Origin of the sequence: Anaerosacchariphilus polymeriproducens (genome assembly GCF_003363435.1) — a bacterium.
Lineage (GTDB): Bacteria > Bacillota > Clostridia > Lachnospirales > Lachnospiraceae > Anaerosacchariphilus > Anaerosacchariphilus polymeriproducens.
This window is the reverse complement of the sequence record NZ_QRCT01000032.1, coordinates 1-17,362: the sequence shown is the minus strand read 5'-3', so window position 1 is coordinate 17,362 and position 17,362 is coordinate 1. Positions and strand designations below refer to the sequence as shown.

Annotated in this window: 15 protein-coding genes; 13 read left to right on the top strand and 2 right to left on the bottom strand. The window is 31.4% G+C overall.

Going from position 1 to position 17,362, the window contains the following annotated elements:
- Positions 1–73 precede the first annotated feature (73 nt).
- The 13 genes from DWV06_RS10565 (at position 74) to DWV06_RS10505 (ending at position 15,056) form a co-directional block, all read left to right on the top strand.
- Entirely contained in the window at positions 74–268 is a 195-nt protein-coding gene (locus tag DWV06_RS10565) for a PspC domain-containing protein (RefSeq protein WP_115482159.1), read from the top strand.
- A gap of 63 nt (positions 269–331) precedes the next feature.
- Positions 332–1,591, top strand: a complete 1,260-nt coding sequence (locus DWV06_RS10560; RefSeq protein WP_115482158.1) for a coproporphyrinogen-III oxidase family protein — start codon at positions 332–334, stop codon at positions 1,589–1,591.
- 460 nt (positions 1,592–2,051) lie between these two features.
- Positions 2,052–3,122, top strand: coding sequence for an ABC transporter substrate-binding protein (locus DWV06_RS10555; RefSeq protein ID WP_115482157.1), 1,071 nt, complete (start codon positions 2,052–2,054; stop codon positions 3,120–3,122).
- 118 nt (positions 3,123–3,240) lie between these two features.
- Complete coding sequence (locus DWV06_RS10550) at positions 3,241–4,350, top strand: ABC transporter ATP-binding protein (RefSeq protein ID WP_115482156.1); 1,110 nt, start codon at positions 3,241–3,243, stop codon at positions 4,348–4,350.
- A gap of 2 nt (positions 4,351–4,352) precedes the next feature.
- The gene (locus tag DWV06_RS10545) at positions 4,353–6,011 is read left to right on the top strand and encodes an ABC transporter permease (RefSeq protein WP_115482155.1); all 1,659 of its coding nucleotides are present in this window, start codon (positions 4,353–4,355) and stop codon (positions 6,009–6,011) included.
- Positions 6,012–6,048: 37 nt separating this feature from the next.
- Positions 6,049–7,788, top strand: a complete 1,740-nt coding sequence (locus tag DWV06_RS10540) for a sensor histidine kinase (protein WP_115482154.1) — start codon at positions 6,049–6,051, stop codon at positions 7,786–7,788.
- Positions 7,760–8,539: a response regulator transcription factor gene (locus tag DWV06_RS10535; RefSeq protein WP_115482153.1), complete on the top strand. Its 780-nt coding sequence runs from the start codon at positions 7,760–7,762 to the stop codon at positions 8,537–8,539. The genes DWV06_RS10540 and DWV06_RS10535 overlap by 29 nt, the downstream gene beginning before the upstream one ends.
- A gap of 11 nt (positions 8,540–8,550) precedes the next feature.
- A complete protein-coding gene (locus DWV06_RS10530) occupies positions 8,551–9,351 on the top strand; it encodes a Cof-type HAD-IIB family hydrolase (RefSeq protein ID WP_162300616.1) in 801 nt (266 codons plus the stop codon).
- Between the two features lie 630 nt (positions 9,352–9,981).
- Positions 9,982–10,872 (top strand): DMT family transporter, encoded by an 891-nt coding sequence (locus DWV06_RS10525; RefSeq protein ID WP_115482151.1) that lies wholly within the window; start codon positions 9,982–9,984, stop codon positions 10,870–10,872.
- Positions 10,873–10,989: 117 nt separating this feature from the next.
- Positions 10,990–12,480 carry an MBOAT family O-acyltransferase gene (locus DWV06_RS10520; RefSeq protein WP_115482150.1) on the top strand — a complete coding sequence of 497 codons (1,491 nt, stop codon included), beginning with the start codon at positions 10,990–10,992 and terminating at the stop codon, positions 12,478–12,480.
- Between the two features lie 9 nt (positions 12,481–12,489).
- Positions 12,490–13,845: a hypothetical protein gene (locus tag DWV06_RS10515; RefSeq protein WP_115482149.1), complete on the top strand. Its 1,356-nt coding sequence runs from the start codon at positions 12,490–12,492 to the stop codon at positions 13,843–13,845.
- Between the two features lie 197 nt (positions 13,846–14,042).
- Positions 14,043–14,546: a CarD family transcriptional regulator gene (locus DWV06_RS10510; protein ID WP_115482148.1), complete on the top strand. Its 504-nt coding sequence runs from the start codon at positions 14,043–14,045 to the stop codon at positions 14,544–14,546.
- Between the two features lie 105 nt (positions 14,547–14,651).
- Positions 14,652–15,056, top strand: a complete 405-nt coding sequence (locus DWV06_RS10505; protein ID WP_115482147.1) for a hypothetical protein — start codon at positions 14,652–14,654, stop codon at positions 15,054–15,056.
- Between the two features lie 24 nt (positions 15,057–15,080).
- Here the strand turns inward: DWV06_RS10505 and DWV06_RS10500 are convergent, their stop codons facing one another.
- Both DWV06_RS10500 and DWV06_RS10495 read right to left on the bottom strand, forming a co-directional pair.
- Positions 15,081–15,812: a GNAT family N-acetyltransferase gene (locus tag DWV06_RS10500; protein WP_115482146.1), complete on the bottom strand. Its 732-nt coding sequence runs from the start codon at positions 15,810–15,812 to the stop codon at positions 15,081–15,083.
- Between the two features lie 51 nt (positions 15,813–15,863).
- On the bottom strand, positions 15,864–16,907 hold the full coding sequence (locus DWV06_RS10495) for a helix-turn-helix domain-containing protein (RefSeq protein WP_115482145.1): 1,044 nt from the start codon (positions 16,905–16,907) through the stop codon (positions 15,864–15,866).
- Positions 16,908–17,362 lie beyond the last annotated feature (455 nt).

Below are 17,362 nucleotides of genomic sequence, written 5' to 3'. Positions count from 1 at the left end.
AAGTTGGGACTAAAGGATACCTCTCATTTGACTATAATTATTATAAAATTGTAGTATGGAAAGGAATTAAAAAATGGATAAAAGATTATACAAATCAGATACAAATAAAAAAATTTTAGGAGTATGTGGAGGAATAGGAGAATATTTTGCTATCGATCCTACGTTAGTACGATTGGCATGGGTAATTTTTTGTTTTGCAGGTGGTAGTGGAGTTTTAGCGTATATCATAGCAGCAGTGATTATTCCAGAAAGAAGAGAAATTATGTAAAATAATATAATACAAAAAAGTAATCTTTATAAAAGAAAATATAAATACTGAAAGGATTAACAAATGAGTAAACTTACTTCATTTGCTAGAATATGGCTTACTCGTTCATTTAAACCGTTTTACTTTTCTAATACATATGACAGCGTACTTGAATATGAAGATACAGATAATCTAGGGTTGTATGTACATATTCCTTTCTGTAGGAAAATATGTACGTTTTGTCCCTATTGTAAAGTAGTATATAATAAGGATGATGCAAAATTATATGTTAAGGCACTATTAAAAGAAATTGAAATGGTTGGACATATGAGAAAAAAGGAGAAAAAAGAGGTTACAAGCTTATATTTTGGTGGGGGAACACCAGCGCTTCTCATAGAAGACATAAGACTGATAGTTACTAAAATAAAAGAAAATTTCATTATAACAGAAGGTATTGGCTTAGAACTTCATCCAAATGACGTTACAGTGGAAAACTTAAAGACGTTAAAAGCATCAGGAATTACTAAAATAAGTATTGGAATTCAATCTTTTCAATCAGAATTTTTAGAATTACTTGGAAGAAGCAGTGTAGAATATGAAAGTATGTTTCAGGCATTAAAAGAAGTTGCATTTGAAACGGTTTCAATGGACTTTATTTTTGCATTGCCAGGACAGACGTTTGAACATATAAAGAAGGATATTGAAATAGCATTTAACAATCAAGCAAATCATGTTGCCATTTATCCATTCATAGATTTTTCATTTACTAGTCATACATTTTCTTTAATGAGTAATCAGGATAAAAAAAGACTTCTTTTTAAAATTGTTTCATACTGTAATGAAAAGGGTTATGAGAGGGATTCGATCTGGACTTTTTCAAAAAATGGGAAAGCACGATATTCTTCGATGACACGAGAAAACTTTTTGGGTTTTGGATGTTCTGCAACGACTCTTTTAAAAGAGCAGTTTAAAATTAATACTTTTGATGTAAATGAATATATAGAAAGGATCAGCGGAAAAACTTTACCAACTTCTTTGGCTATAAAATTTACTCTTAGACAGCGCATGGTATATTATTTATTTTGGACTTTTTATACCATGAAATTATATGAGGGAGATTTTAATAAATTTTTTAACAAGAAGCTTCTTAAATATTATGGATTGGAATTGTTAATTGCAAGAATGTTTGGTTTCATAAAAAAAGAGAATGAAAGGTATTCTATGACTACAAAAGGGTCTTATTATTATCATTATTTTGAGCATTTTTATACGTTGTTATATATTGATCAAATGTGGTCACTTATGAAGAATAATGCATTCCCAGATGAATTAATAATACATTAAGACAATTATAAAAGTTATGTATCTCACTTTCTGAGATTATTTATCCTTTTCAGAGGGTATTAGAAGAATGTGACAGAAACAAAGTTTTCTTATCCTGTAATTTACGGAATGAGAAAACTTTTTTTATTATATTTAAAACGCTTATAATTTGAAGAAAATGTAGGTGTTTGGGCTTTGACATTATATAATACTTATAAATTTCGACACAAAGCCTATTGGCTCTACTTTATTTTAATTGTAATCTTTCCAACATTTTAACTACGCATAATGTTTTTACTAATTCTATATTTTTGCAAATTATGATGCATAAAAAGTGAATTATATGTAACTAATGCATAAAATATATTGCATTAGTTCATTTTTTGCGATAAAAATGTCTAAATATAGGTTTATAAAACCAAGAATACAAGATAAAATTACCATACAAACAAAAAACAAAAAGCAAAAGGGAGGATTTTAAATGAAAAAACTTATATCAATCTGTTTGGTACTATGTATGGCGATGTCGCTTGCAGCCTGTGGCAGCAAAAAAGAAGAAACGAAAGAAGCAAAAACATCTGAAACAACAAAAGAAACAGAAGGGGCGGAAAAAACGAAAAAAGCTACAGATGATCTTGTCATATATTGTCCACATCCATTGGAATTCATTAATCCGTTGGTAAGTGAATTTGAATCACAGACAGGTATCAAAGTTGAAGTTATTGCAGCAGGCACCGGTGAACTTTTGAAAAGAGTAGAATCAGAACAAAGCAATCCTTTGGGGGATATCTTCTGGGGAGGTTCCATTTCTACAATGAAACCTCAGGCAGATTTATTTGAAGCATATCAGTCAGTGAATGAAAAATTTGTACAGGAAAACATGAAGAATGTAGAAGGCAGTCTTACCAGATTTACAGATATACCAAGTGTTATTATGGTGAATACAGATCTGATCGGAGATATTGAGATCAATGGGTATGAAGATTTATTGAATCCTGAATTAAAGGGAAAAATTGCACACTGTGATCCTTCCAAATCTTCATCTTCGTATGAACATCTAATCAATATGCTCTATGCAATGGGGAAAGGTGATCCGGAAGCAGGATGGGATTTTGTTAATAAGTTTTGTGAGAATTTAGGTGGAAAATTACTTAGTGGATCTTCAGCAGTTTACAAGGGTGTAGCAGATGGAGAATATACAGTAGGTTTGACCTTTGAAGAAGGTGGGGCTAAATATGTTGCAGATGGTGCTCCGGTTAAATTGATCTACATGAAAGAAGGTGTTATCTCCAAACCAGATGGTGTTTATATTATTAAAGGTGCAAAAAATATGGAAAATGCAAAAAAATTCATTGATTTTGTTACTGGAAAAGAAGCACAGACTATTATTGTAGAACAATTAAATCGCCGTTCTGTAAGAACTGACGTAGCAACCCCAAGCTATTTATTACCAAAAGAAAAAATGAACATCATTACAGATGAAGAAACAGTTGTGAATGAAAAGAAAGAAGAATGGTTAGGGAAATTTAATGATATTTTTACCAGCTATTAATTCATTCTCTTAGATACTTAGAGTAAACAGAATTAGGGGCAGGCCCACAACTCTGTTGTGGGCCTGAACTCTTAAAAAAATCCCCCGATGCAATGACACAAAAAAGGAGAAATTGACTATGAGTAATTCTATAAATATTGGAAATGTAGTTAAAAAGTATGGAGAATTGACCATTATTCCAAATTTATCTGTGCAGATCAAAAACGGAGAATTCTTTACCCTTTTAGGACCTTCTGGTTGCGGTAAAACAACACTGCTACGTATGATTGCTGGTTTTAACAGTATTGAAGGTGGAGAAATAAAATTTGATGATATGATAATTAACAATATCTCTGCACATAAGAGAAATATTGGAATGGTTTTTCAGAATTATGCTATATTCCCACACTTAACAGTACGCCAGAATGTTGAATATGGACTGAAGATAAGAAAAATTCCCAAAGCTGAGATGAAGAAAAAAGTTGATGAAATATTAGAAACCGTAAAAATTAGTGATTACCAGGATCGTCTACCCGAAAAATTATCAGGTGGTCAGCAGCAAAGAGTTGCTTTGGCCAGAGCGATTGTAATTCATCCAAGTGTACTTTTAATGGATGAACCACTTTCCAATTTAGATGCAAAGTTACGAGTGGAAATGAGAAGTGCGATTCGTGATGCACAAAAAAAAGTTGGTATCACAACAGTCTATGTAACGCATGATCAGGAAGAAGCACTTGCAATCTCCGATCGAATTGCTGTTATGAATCAAGGGGTGATTCAGCAAGTGGGTACCCCTGAAGAAATCTATGCAAGGCCAAATAATGTCTTTGTATCAACCTTCATTGGCCATTCTAACTTATTCTATGGAAAAGTTGGAAGAGACAGTAATAGTACTTATGTAGAATTTACAAACGGATATAAAATTTTACTAGACAATTTGAGTCAGGATTGTAAGGCGGGTATGAAAGTAATCATTTCCGTTCGTCCGGAAGAATTCTCGATTGCTAATGATGGTCTGAAAGTAAAGATTAAAAATCGCACCTTTCTTGGGAAACATACCAATTATGAATTGGATTTTTCCGATTCTATGATAATTCCAAATCAGCCATCCATTGAATACTCTCAGGATTTGGGCCAGTCAACGAAAACATATGAAGCAGGTGAAATGTTATCATTAAAACCAAATGCGTACAAAATAAATGTTTTTACGGAAGATGGGCAAAAAAGTTTGATTAAAGGATGTGATTAATTATGGAAAAAAAGAAACACTTTAAGGTTGATTTTTGGTTTGTCATTACGCTAGTAATTGTAATTGTATTTGCACTGTTTCTAGTATATCCATTATTTTCTTTATTTGCGAATGGATTTAAAGATGCAGATACACAAACGTTTACAATGAATAACTTTTTGAAATTTTTTCAGAAGAAATATTATTATAGAACTTTATGGCACAGTTTTTTAGTAACGACGTGTACCACGATACTGGCTGTTGGGATCGGTGCCCCACTTGCATATTTTACCACAGTTTATAAGGTGAAATGCAAAGGCCTTATTGATATATTAATTATTCTTTCCATGCTGTCACCTCCTTTTATTGGAGCGTATTCTTGGATTGTATTAGGTGGAAGAAGTGGAGTGATTACTAAATTTTTTGCCAGTACTTTTGGAATTGAGACTCCTTCCGTATATGGATTTGGAGGTATCTTATTAGTCCTGACCTTGAAGTTATATCCTTACATCTATTTGTATACCAAAGGTGCATTGAAAAAAGTAGATGCATCACTGGGTGAAGCAGCAGAAAGTCTCGGCTGCAGTTCAGTTCGAAAAGTAGCTACGATTATTTTACCGCTGATTACACCGACTATTTTGGCTGGATCTTTATTGGTGTTCATGAATGCTCTTGCAGACTTTGGTACACCAATGTTAATTGGAGAGGGCTACACGGTAATGCCTGTACTTATTTATAATGAATTCATCAGTGAGCTAGGCGGAAAGGCTAATTTTGCAGCAGCTTTAGCAGTAATTTTAGTTATTATCACAGGAATCATGTTCCTGGCACAAAAATATGTGGTCAATAAGAAATCCTTTACGATGAGTTCTCTTCGGCCAATACAGGCAAAGCGCTTACGAGGAGGTAAAAATATATTATTACATATAGGTATATTTATAGTAGTGTTTTTATCTATCATTCCACAAGTTACAGTGATTTACACTTCCTTTAAAGTAACAAAAGGATCTATGTTTGCGAAAGGTTTCTCTTTGAAGAGCTATCAGTCTATTTTTGGGGACTTGGGGAAACCGATTCTTAATACCTATAAATTTGGATTAATTGCAATTATTAGTATTATTTTATTGGCCATGTTTATTGCATATATAACGACAAGAAAGAAAAGCTGGCTTACAAACATAATTGACTCTATTACCATGTTCCCATATATTATACCGGGTTCTGTATTGGGTATCACCCTGCTTCTTGCATTTAATAAAAAACCAATGTTATTGAGCGGAACAGCTGTGATAATGATTATTGCTTTTGTAGTTAGACGTCTTCCTTATACATTGCGATCTAGTGCGGCTATTTTATATCAGATCAGCCCGAGTATGGAAGAGGCAGGAATTAGTCTCGGAGATTCACCACTTAAAACTTTCTTTAAAGTTACAGCGGTCATGATGCTTCCAGGTGTAATGTCAGGTGCTATCCTGAGCTGGATTACCATAATCAATGAATTAAGTGCTTCCGTCATCTTATATACAGGAAATACCAAGACCATGTCTGTTGCAATCTATACCGAAGTTATCCGGGCAAGTTATGGTACAGCAGCGGCTTTAGCCAGCATTCTGACGTTGACCACAATAATATCGTTATTGATATTTTTTAAGATTAGTGGTAAAAAGGAAATAAGCATTTAAAACAGAATGAATCGCGTTAAGATGGAGGAATAATGGTATGAAAAGAGAAAAGCATAGTTATTTTAAGGATGATATTAGGAAAATGCTTTTAGTTTATGCCATTATTCCTGTTGTACTTATTACGCTGGTGGGATTATGCGCTTTTTGGGGAGTTTGGCGCTATTCTATCCAAAAGATAAGTAAAAATGATAATTCTACGATTTCAGAAGACCTGGTAACGACTGTAACTGCTTACAGTAATATACTAAACCAGTTAGAGGCCAATAATAAATTACTGGGGGGAGATTTAGAAAAACAAGAACGGGTCAAGATATTTCAAAAAATATATAGTATTTCGAATGAACTAGACCGAAAAGGGAGTCTTTACATATTTGACCAGGAGTTAAATCCTATCATAACAGCTACCAAGCAGGTACCGGAATATCTAAATGGAGAATATAACAAAAATTGGGGTATCTTTCTCATTATGAACCGGACTCCGGACCAAATCGCTTTGAAGATGGTGGAAGAAGAAATATCGAAAGATATGCAACTGCTAATTGGAAAGGCAATTGTCCGAGAGGGAGTGATTAAAGGTTATGCAGTTTTTGTTATTGACAGCAGGCAATTTGAAAGTGCAATTGGCAAAATGGACTCGGAAACTGTGGTTTCAGATGAATATGGCTGGGTTTTTATTTCAAATAACCATAGTTTTAATGATGAAATGGAGCGTGTAGATATCAGCAAGGAGAAATCACATGGTACTATCGTTAATGACCTGGGTATTTTCTATGTCACTTCGAACTCAATACTGGGTGACCGGCTTTATATCTATTCAATCTTACCACTTAAAAATCAAATTACAATATTTAAATGCATCTTATATTGCTTGATAGCTGTTTTTGCTATGATGGTATTTGCGATTTTAATTAGTACGAAAGGTCATGCGATTAAGAAGACAAAGGACTTAGATACTATAATTAGAGGCTTGGAGAAAGTAAAGGAAGGAAATCTGGAAACACACATTGATATCACCAGCAATGATGAATTTGAGATTATTGGAGAATCTTATAATCTGATGATAGATAGTCTAAAGGAACAGATTGAAAGAAATAACGAAATGAGCAGATTGGTTTCTTTTTCTCAGAACAAACAGTTGGAATCACAGTTTAATCCACATTTTTTGTTTAATACCTTAGAAAACATTCGCTTTATGTGTAAATTAGATGCAGAGTCTGCTAGCAAAATGGTACTAAATTTATCTACTTTGTTACGTTACAGCATTAGCAATACACAGGAAGAGGTAACCATTAAGGAAGACTTGATTTATACGGAAAACTATATGAGCATCTTAAAATATCGATTTAATCAACGTTTTCATTATATAATAAATATTCCGACCGAAGTACAGCTATGTGTAATACCAAAACTAATTATTCAACCAATGATTGAAAATGCGATAAAATATGGGTTCGAAGGAAAAGAACATCTTCTTGTTGAAGTTAATGGATACATTGAAGATAATAAATTGATTCTGCAATGTTTTGATGATGGTGCAGGTATGAAACCCGAAACCCTAGAAGAAATGCAAAAAATAATTGGCGAAAGCATTAACAGAAGTAATCATTCAGGATTATACAATATTCATCGCAGAGTGCAACTTCGATATGGGGAAGGATATGGTATACAAATCGAGAGTGAATTGGGATGTGGAACTTGTTTAAAAGTGTTATTGCCAGTGAAATTTCAAGAAAGTCAAGGTGAAATCAATGTTGAAAATTATCATAGTAGAAGATGAAGATATTATACGTAAAGGATTAGTGTATACGATAGACTGGCTGAGTATGGGGTGCGTTGTTGTTGGAGAGGCAGCAGATGGTGAAGAAGGGTTGCAAAAGATCATTGAATTAGAACCGGATATTGTAATTACTGATATTAAGATGCTCAAAATGGATGGGATTGAAATGATTCGTCAGGCAATGGAACAGGTAGAATTTAAAAGCCTGTTTTTAACGAGTTATGCGGAATTTGAGTACGCCAAAAGAGCCATTCAGTTAAAAGCATACGAATATTTATTAAAACCAGTGAATGAAGAAAAGATAATTGAGACGATACAGGCAATCCAATCGGACCTAAACAAGCATAGGAAAGAGGAATTTGTATCTGAAAACATGAGTTCAGCATCTCGCCGTCTCGACTTTAATTATTATATGCAGCTGGATAAGTCTGAGAGTGGTTATGTAGCAAAAGCCATTCAAAAAATCCAAGAAAGCTATGCCGATCGAATTAGTGTTGAGTCGATCTCGGACGAGCTTGGTGTAAGCAGCAGTTTTTTAAGCCGTAAGTTTAAAGAAGTAACAAAACATTCATTTTTATATTTGTTAAATGGGTATCGTGTGCAACAGGCAATTAAATTATTAAATTCTGGTAAATATAGGATCTATGAGATATCAGATATGACAGGATTTGGAGACTATAAGCATTTTTGTAATGTATTTAAAAAATATACTTCAATGTCTCCTACAGGGTTTGTAAAAAAGAGAAAGTAAAGGGAATGGTTATGAATTATAACAACATAATATTATTAAGCGATATGGATGGAACTTTATTGAATACAAATGGTATTGTTTCTGAACAAAATAAATATGCAATAAAAGAATTTGTAGCAAAAGGGGGAAAATTCGGAATTGCAACGGGTAGAAATCAAATGAATTCCGTGATGTTTCTGGATGGGATTGAGTTGAATATACCTTGTATACTCTACAATGGAGGTGCTTTATATGACTTTAAGACGAAACAATTTTTGTTGTTGTGCGAATTAGAAAAAACAAAATTGATTGAGTTTTTACGGTTTTGTTTGAAAGAGTTTCCGGATATCGTAATTCTTATTTTTAGTCCGGATCAGTGTTCTGTAATATCAGTGAAAGAAAATACAGATCCTGATTTTATTGCGGAACATCAGCCATGTGAATTTTGCAAAATGGAGGATATTATAGAAAAACCATGGATTAAGATATTGTTTTGTGGTGAAAATAAAATGCTCAAGTCCTTGGAACGCGAAATGCTAAAGTTTGATTTGGAGAATGATGTACACTGTGTTTTTTCTTCTGGAATTTATATGGAACTTTTACCATGCCAGACAAATAAAGGAAGTATGTTAATGAGATTAAGGGAGCTTATGGATAAGGACTACACAATATATGCAGTGGGCGATTATAACAATGATATAGAAATGTTAAGTCATGCTGATGTCGGAATTGCGGTACATAATGCACATCCCGATTTAAAGGAAATCGCAGATGTTACAACTGTGAGTAACGATGAAAGTGCGATAGCAGATGTTATTAATCATATTTTGTGATATGAGTTGTTTTATATATAATAGTATGAGACATATGTTAAAGTACTTTTAGAAGAAATTGAATTGGTTGGCCCTATGAAAAAAACAACGCATTACCTGATGAATTAATGAAACATTAACACCATTTTAAAAGATAAGTATAATGGAAGAATGTCAAAAACAAGTTTTCTTATTCGTAGTTAACGTAATGAGAAAACTTGTTTTCTATATTTACCTAACTTTTAATTTAACAAAGCTTAAGTTTTAAATAAAGTCAAAAAAGTCGAATTGGGTGAAATAAGATAATAAAATGCGATTACTTTTCTGCGATTCTACAAAATAGTATGTTAACATTAATATATGCAGCCAAATTGCGACAACAAATTAGTAGAAGCAGGGTTGTAATAAATATCCGGAATGCAGTGATTGTGAAGTAAAATATAATTGTGCTGGTGGCTGTATAGGAGAGGCGCTATATGAGAAAGGTTCAATTTTTAAAATTAAAACACAGAATTGTGAGGCGATTAGATATTTGGCAAAAGAATTAGGCGTCAATAAAGGGAGCTATCCTATATTTCATCCATAGCAGGATACAACTTATTATTAATTTTTTGCCGTAATCGAAGCGGTTCGGAATGGAGATAATTATTTATGCAAAAAAGAAGGATGGCAGATTTATTACTAATATTTATAACCTTAACTTGGGGATCTACGTTTGTTTTGATGAAAAATATTCTAGATACATTGTCTACGTTTGAATTATTATCACTTAGATTTACAAGTGCATTGATAGTTTTACTAATAATATTTCATAAAAAACTAAAATACATAAATTTTAATATTCTAAAGTATGGATCGTTAATTGGTCTGATGCTTTGTGCTTCTTTAGTTTTTCAGGTATATGGACTTTATTATACAGAAGCTTCAAATTCATCTTTTATAACTAGTTTAAATGTACTTTTAGTTCCTATACTTTCAGCAATCTTTTTTAAGAAGAAAGTGAATCGATCTTCAGTTGTAGGAATAGTATTTGCATTAGCCGGTATGTTTTTTTTGACAGGAGGCTTAAATTTTAAGTTTGGAATTGGAGAATTTCTGACCTTCTTATGTGCACTTTGTATTGCTTTACAAATACTTTTTATAGATAAATTTACTCAAAACTATGATGCAATTTTATTGGGAATTGTTCAAATTGGATTTTCAGCATTATGTTGCAGTTTGGGTTGGGTATTTGTAGGAGGAGATTTTGTAAAATTTAATTCAAATATAATAGTTATGATAATTGTGGTTGGAATTTTGGGTACTGCATTAGCATTTACCGGACAAACTTATGTACAAAAGTTTACATCACCTACACATACTGCTCTAATATTTGCTTTAGAACCAGTGTTTGGACTATTATTTGCATTAATCGTTCCAAATAATTTAGGAAAGGTTGAGGCTTTGACAATTAATAAAGTGATAGGTTGTTTTGGTATATTGCTGGGTGTAATAATATCTGAAATGAATTTATTTAAGGTAAAAAAAAATAAAAAAATATAAATATTTGCCTGCAAAATGTAACACTCCGAGAAATTATATAATACTGAACTTTTTTTCTTGCTGAAAAAAGTCGATTATGGTAGTATTATACATATTTTGTAAATTCAGGAGATAGTTATGTTATTTAATTCAATGGAGTTTTTGATATTTTTTCCAATCGTGGTCTTAATATATTTTGTTATACCGCATAAAATTCGTTATATATGGCTTTTAGCTGCAAGTTATTTTTATTACATGTGTTGGAATCCCAAGTATGCGATTTTGATGTTACTTTCAACAGTAATTACATATCTTAGTGGGATATTAATTAGTAGAGCTAATTTGGTACCGAATAAATTGAAGGCTGTCAAGTTAAAGAAATTGTTTGTTGGGTTCTGCTTTAGCTCCAATTTAATCATCTTATTCTTTTTTAAATATTTTGATTTTTTTATTTCAAATATAAATTTAGTTCTAAGAAAGTTCAATTTTGAATTATTAAATCCTCAATTTGATATTATATTACCTGTGGGAATATCTTTTTATACATTTCAAGCATTAAGCTATACAATGGATATTTATAGAGAAGAATTAAAACCAGAAAAAAACTTTTTAAAATATGCTTTATTTGTATCCTTTTTTCCACAACTGGTAGCAGGTCCGATAGAAAGATCGAAGAATTTGATTCATCAAATAAGCGAAAGACATTACTTTGAGTATAATAGAGTGAAAAATGGTTTGTTATTAATGCTGTGGGGATTTGTTAAAAAGCTGATAATAGCAGACCGCCTTGCGATTTTAGTAAATCAAGTATATAACAATTATCACGATTATAAGGGACTTGTGTTAATTCTGGCAACTATTTTCTTCTCTTTTCAAATTTATTGTGATTTTTCAAGCTATTCGGATATTGCAAGCGGTGCTGCTCAGGTAATGGGATTTAAGTTGATGGATAATTTCAAACAACCATATTTCTCAAAAAGTGTAGCAGAGTTTTGGAGAAGGTGGCATATTTCGCTATCCACATGGTTTCGGGATTATTTGTATATTCCACTAGGTGGAAATCGTGTAAGCAAGTTAAAAGGCTACTTCAATATTATGGTTGTTTTTGCAGTAAGCGGTCTTTGGCATGGGGCAGACTGGAGCTTTGTTATGTGGGGAGCCATGAATGGAGCGTATCAAATCATTGGTAAAGAGTTAAAGTTTTTATTTGACAAAGCTGCTACAATATTTAAAGTGAATCGTGAATCTAAGTTACATATATTACTAAAAATAATTACTACGTACTTATTGATTTGTTTTTCGTGGATTTTTTTCCGAGCAGACAATTTCTCTATGGCAATTCAAGTAATAAAGGAGATGGTCATGGAATTTAATCCTTGGATTTTGACTGATGGTACTTTGTATCAATTAGGATTAGATGAAAAAAATTTCCGTTTAGCAATTATTGGAATTATTATCTTGCTTGTTTTTGATTATTTTAATGCGAAACAAGATATTAGAGAAAGACTTGGATCTTGTCATATTGTATTCAGATGGAGTGTTTATTATCTGACGATATTTAGTATTATTATTTTTGGAGTATACGGTTTGGGTTACGATGCAAGCCAATTTATATACTTTCAATTTTGAGGTGATGACATGAAAAATGTAGTAATAAGAAGTGTAACTTTTTTTGGAATTTTTTTGGTATTATTTTTAGTGATAACAGAAATTTTTAAAGCAAAATGGATCAATTGCTATTCAAATAATATTGAACCGGCCACTTTAATTGTTGACGGATTTTATGAAAATAAAGATGAGCTAGATGTTGTGTTTGTTGGAAGCAGTAATGTGTATGAAAATATAAATCCTTTAGTTTTGTTTGAAGATTATGGTATCAGTAGTTATGATTTTGCAACAGCATCTCAGACAATGTCTCAAACATATAGCTTTACAAAGGAAGCAATAAGGTTAAAAAAACCAAAAGTAATTGTCCTGGATGTATATGGATTGATGTATAACGGAAATCCAAGAGAGGACAGGGCTAGAAGAAGTATTGATAATATTCCTTTATCAATAAATAAGTTGGAGTTCATAAAGAATATAGTTACAGGTATGGATATCAAAGCTATCTCTGATTATATATTTTCCATTAAAAGATATCACTCAAGGTGGACAGAACTTTCGAAAGATGATTATACTTATCCACTTAGAGATAAACATTATTCTTATAGAGGGCATCAACCGCATTTTAATACCGTTTCCTGTGATGATTTAAAGTATAATGAGGAAGTTGAATTTAAAGGATTCACAAATCTTTCGAAAGAATATTTTATTAAAATTATAGAATTATGTAATAAAACGAATACATCACTGGTATTAATTAAATCGCCCAATGTGAATTGGAAAAAAGTTAATAGTGATGAAGTAAATAAAATAATTAAACCATATAACATTAAATTTCTGGATTATGCAAAAAATTATAAGGAAATAGGAATTGATGTGAAAGATTGTTTCCGTGATACTGGCAGACATATGAATTGTAAAGGTGTAAAAATATATACGGATGCAATTGGAACATATTTAAAAAGTAATTATCAATTAAAGGATTATAGAAATGAAGAAGAATTTTCTCAGATGAAAGATGATTTAGAAATATATTATCAAGATATTGAAAGCTATAAATTGTCACAATTGAAAGATGTAAAGCAAATATTAGAAATAGTTAATAGTAATGAGAACTACAGTGTATATTATAATGTGAATCAAGTGGATATTAATAAATATAATAATAAATTTTATCAATTACTTATTCAAAAGGGAATAAATCTTACAGAGGATATTTCGGGAAAAAATATAACTGCTGAAAGTATAAATAATTTATTACTTGGAAATAAAGGAATTAACATTATTATCTATGATAATCTAACTCAACGAGTTGTAGATAATTTAAGTGTAACAGAAAATCTTGTTCTTGAGAGAGAGAAAAAAGTAATAAGAGAAAGTGATTTATAAAACATACATTTCAAAATAATATAATTCTGCTTACATAAAACAAAAAAATGTGTTAAAATAAAATAGAAAACTGGTAATTAAACAAAGGAAATGCTTTTCATTTCTTTGTTATGTAAGAGGACTCTTCACATAAACCCTGAGGTTTTAGGGCTTTAATTTGCTGATTGTGAGAGCTCCTTTTTTTTAGGAGGATATGTATGTATATAGTAGGAGATTTTGTTTTGCATTCGACATCAGGAGTATGTAAAATTGAGGATATCAGAGAAGAAAATTTTACAGAGCAAAAGAGAAATTATTATGTGTTGCATCCGATTATTGACGGTAACAAATCGACTATATATGTTCCTGTGGATACACAGAAATGTCCATTCCGAAAGCTACTTAAAAAGGTGGAAATACATCAGGTAATAGCTGAATCATTAAAAGAAAATATTGAATGGATAGATAGTAATAACATTAGAAAAGTGACTTATTCAGATATTTTACACAGTGATAACACTAGTAAAATTATTGCAATGATCGTTTGCTTACATGAAAGAAAAAAAGCTGTAAATGACAACGGGAAGAAATTTTCGATTATGGATGAACAATTATTGAATGATGCAGAAAAAAGAATCCATCAGGAATTCTCTTACGTATTGTCAATAAAAGAACAGGAAGTCCCTGAATATATAATAGGACGACTATGCAAAACACAATGATTTGGGAAAGCTCTGTAGAAGTCATATTTTTTTATATGCGTTGGTTATAAGATGTATAATGCAAAAAGATGTGGTATTTATAATGATAAAAGAGGATAGGAAAATATGAAACAAGCGTTTTTATTAATATCAAAAATTATTTACATTGTTTTTATGGTAAGTTTGTTGTCGATGTTAATAATAGTGTTTCAGGAAGAAAAATCCCCACCATTTTTCATTTTTTTTGTAGTGGGAATTTTGTTAGTTGTTTCTGCTGTTCTTTCTATAATTTGTTGCTTAATTATGTTTGTACTAGAAATGAGAATTGAATGGAAAGAACAGGGGATTCGATGTGTTGGAAAATTTATATTAGAAATTATATTAATTTTTGCATTTTTTCTTCTAATGGAGTATGTTTATCTAAAAGAAGGAATAAATATTAGGTCGTATTTATTCCGGTCTGTTATATTTGTAATTGGATCTCGAGGAATTGGAACATATCTGTTACGCAGAAAAGGAAGTACAATCTGAACGAAGAACCATATAGCAATAATATTAGATTGCAAATAGTTCATATGTAACATAAGCACTATCTAGATGATACCCCAACTTTTCGGCTAGAGCAACTGAACGCAAATCGTGTGCATCCCAACTTGGATATATTTTTCTTTCTAAACATTCTAATATTAATTTGGCTCCGCATACAGTTGCAAGTCCTTTTCTCCTGTATTCGGGCTTGGTATCTATTTCAATTTCTATACCACTATTATAAACTGCGTAAGTTGAAGCTCCTGACACTAGTTTTCCTTGATGCAAAATTACTGCTCCGACAGCTTTTTCTTTATAATCTAAATAATTCTTAAATTGTGAACATAAATCGGTTGACCAAGCTTCACTTCGCGCCATTTCAAAAATTTCTTGCTCAAATAATCTGATTTCAAAACTATTATCAATTGTTTTTATATAGGTAGCCAACTTTTCCTTGTTAAAAACATTTGGTTCTTTTTTAATTGCATAGCGTAATGTTTTGCTTACTCGTTCTCCATAATAATTTTCTATTAATGTCTCCCAATACTTATCTCTAGGAATTAGTAATTTTGAACCATTAATTGAGTTGAATAAATTTGGGTCTGGTTTACCGGCGAAGAAGCAGAAATCTCCTATGTCAATCATTGCTGAATCTGGGTTTTTATCATTATTAGAAATTATATTTCCCATATATCCTTGCAAAGCGGACCATATTAGCGCTTCATCCCAATCTGCAAATAGTATATCTATTTTATTCATATACGTGTTTATCTCCTTATTTTAAAGTTTATTTAATATTTATCTTCAATTCTAATTGTTCTGTATTAATTCATTAAATTTATCATTATCTCTTATAAATGAAAATAATGGACTAGTTTTCAATTCAGATAAAATACCTGGAAGTATCGAAAATATTTCATCACCTTCTCCTTTAAAAGGAATATCCCTAAATAAAATGGTATTAGTATAATTGAATTTAATATTACAACATGTTATAACTTTTTCTAACATGTTCAAAGTGTCTTCTACATTTTGCCTTGATGCTGCATCTAAAAGTAAAGGAATTAAATTGTAATACGCAGGAAGTCCAATAACATTTGCATATTCACTACAAAGCACTGTAATCTCAGTAACATGTGCTGTATTTTGCTTTTCAATTTCAATTTCAATAAGGCTGATCATATAATTCCATACATTTGTAACAGACAATAATAACATTTTTTCATAAATTTCTAGTGCTTTTTTGGATTGCCCTTTTTCCGTCCATAGCCTTGCCTGTAAAATTCGTTTATCAAGGGCATTATAATTTGGTAGATGGTCGATGATTTCCTGAGCTTTATCATGCTTACCATTTCCTATATATTTTGACGCAAGCATATAAAGGGCATTGTCACGCAGCTCAGAATTTTCACCTTCTGCAACTCGTTCATATAAACTGTAGAGGGGTTCTTCGTATTGTTTCCTTTCAGCAGCTGGCATTCCGCATATTGTCATAGCACCTTCAAGTAACATCACAAGTTGATATATCAGCTTATCGCTATTTGGATATTCTTCAATCTTTGATTTCGCTAGGCAAAATCCACTTTCAAAACCACTATTTATAATGCATTCATAAACTTCATTTTGAAAAAGACCAATTTCCTGTTCAGTCAAATCCTCGTGAAAACATAAAAGCGTATTCAAATCTGTTTTTAAAATTCTGGCTAATGGGGCTAATAAAGTGATATCTGGAAATGAAACCCCTTTTTCCCATTTATTTACTGCCGGTGTACTTACACCTATATATGCAGCCATCTGCTCTTGAGTCAAACCTGCTTCTTTTCTTTTTTCTCTAATAATATGATTAATCTTCATATAGTCTCCTCCTTTTGATTATTGATGAGGATCCTTCATCTAAAAGTAATTATAGCAGGTATTTTAAAATGAGACCATTGATTCATTATTAAATATCTGTCAAAATTTTTAACTGATGGTTAATAATGGTTTCCCGATTTAAAAAAATTAAGAATCGTTAGAAATAAGTTAAAAATGAAATATTTTCTTTTCGTATAATGCTTGTATTAAGAAGAGAAAGGAAAAATATTAATGAAAAATAATAATTTATTTAAAAAAGTTATAATTGGGTTACTATTAGTTTGCCTTGTTCTACAAAGTAACAAATCTGTATTTGCCCAATCACGTCAATTACAATGTGCAGGACAAGTTATTAATGATGATAGTAATGAAAAAAACCTAAAGTTACATTGAACCAGAAAAATGTCAAGAAATTTATTACTCAATATTTTCAAATGTACCCCATTTTTGATAAT

What these genes read in the sequence shown, in the direction of transcription:
- DWV06_RS10565 (WP_115482159.1), top strand. Translation starts at nt 74, where the DNA reads ATGGATAAAAGATTATACAAATCAGATACAAATAAAAAAATTTTAGGA.
- DWV06_RS10560 (WP_115482158.1), top strand. Translation starts at nt 332, where the DNA reads ATGAGTAAACTTACTTCATTTGCTAGAATATGGCTTACTCGTTCATTT.
- DWV06_RS10555 (WP_115482157.1), top strand. Translation starts at nt 2,052, where the DNA reads ATGAAAAAACTTATATCAATCTGTTTGGTACTATGTATGGCGATGTCG.
- DWV06_RS10550 (WP_115482156.1), top strand. Translation starts at nt 3,241, where the DNA reads ATGAGTAATTCTATAAATATTGGAAATGTAGTTAAAAAGTATGGAGAA.
- DWV06_RS10545 (WP_115482155.1), top strand. Translation starts at nt 4,353, where the DNA reads ATGGAAAAAAAGAAACACTTTAAGGTTGATTTTTGGTTTGTCATTACG.
- DWV06_RS10540 (WP_115482154.1), top strand. Translation starts at nt 6,049, where the DNA reads ATGAAAAGAGAAAAGCATAGTTATTTTAAGGATGATATTAGGAAAATG.
- DWV06_RS10535 (WP_115482153.1), top strand. Translation starts at nt 7,760, where the DNA reads ATGTTGAAAATTATCATAGTAGAAGATGAAGATATTATACGTAAAGGA.
- DWV06_RS10530 (WP_162300616.1), top strand. Translation starts at nt 8,551, where the DNA reads ATGAATTATAACAACATAATATTATTAAGCGATATGGATGGAACTTTA.
- DWV06_RS10525 (WP_115482151.1), top strand. Translation starts at nt 9,982, where the DNA reads ATGCAAAAAAGAAGGATGGCAGATTTATTACTAATATTTATAACCTTA.
- DWV06_RS10520 (WP_115482150.1), top strand. Translation starts at nt 10,990, where the DNA reads ATGTTATTTAATTCAATGGAGTTTTTGATATTTTTTCCAATCGTGGTC.
- DWV06_RS10515 (WP_115482149.1), top strand. Translation starts at nt 12,490, where the DNA reads ATGAAAAATGTAGTAATAAGAAGTGTAACTTTTTTTGGAATTTTTTTG.
- DWV06_RS10510 (WP_115482148.1), top strand. Translation starts at nt 14,043, where the DNA reads ATGTATATAGTAGGAGATTTTGTTTTGCATTCGACATCAGGAGTATGT.
- DWV06_RS10505 (WP_115482147.1), top strand. Translation starts at nt 14,652, where the DNA reads ATGAAACAAGCGTTTTTATTAATATCAAAAATTATTTACATTGTTTTT.
- DWV06_RS10500 (WP_115482146.1), bottom strand. Translation starts at nt 15,812, where the DNA reads ATGAATAAAATAGATATACTATTTGCAGATTGGGATGAAGCGCTAATA.
- DWV06_RS10495 (WP_115482145.1), bottom strand. Translation starts at nt 16,907, where the DNA reads ATGAAGATTAATCATATTATTAGAGAAAAAAGAAAAGAAGCAGGTTTG.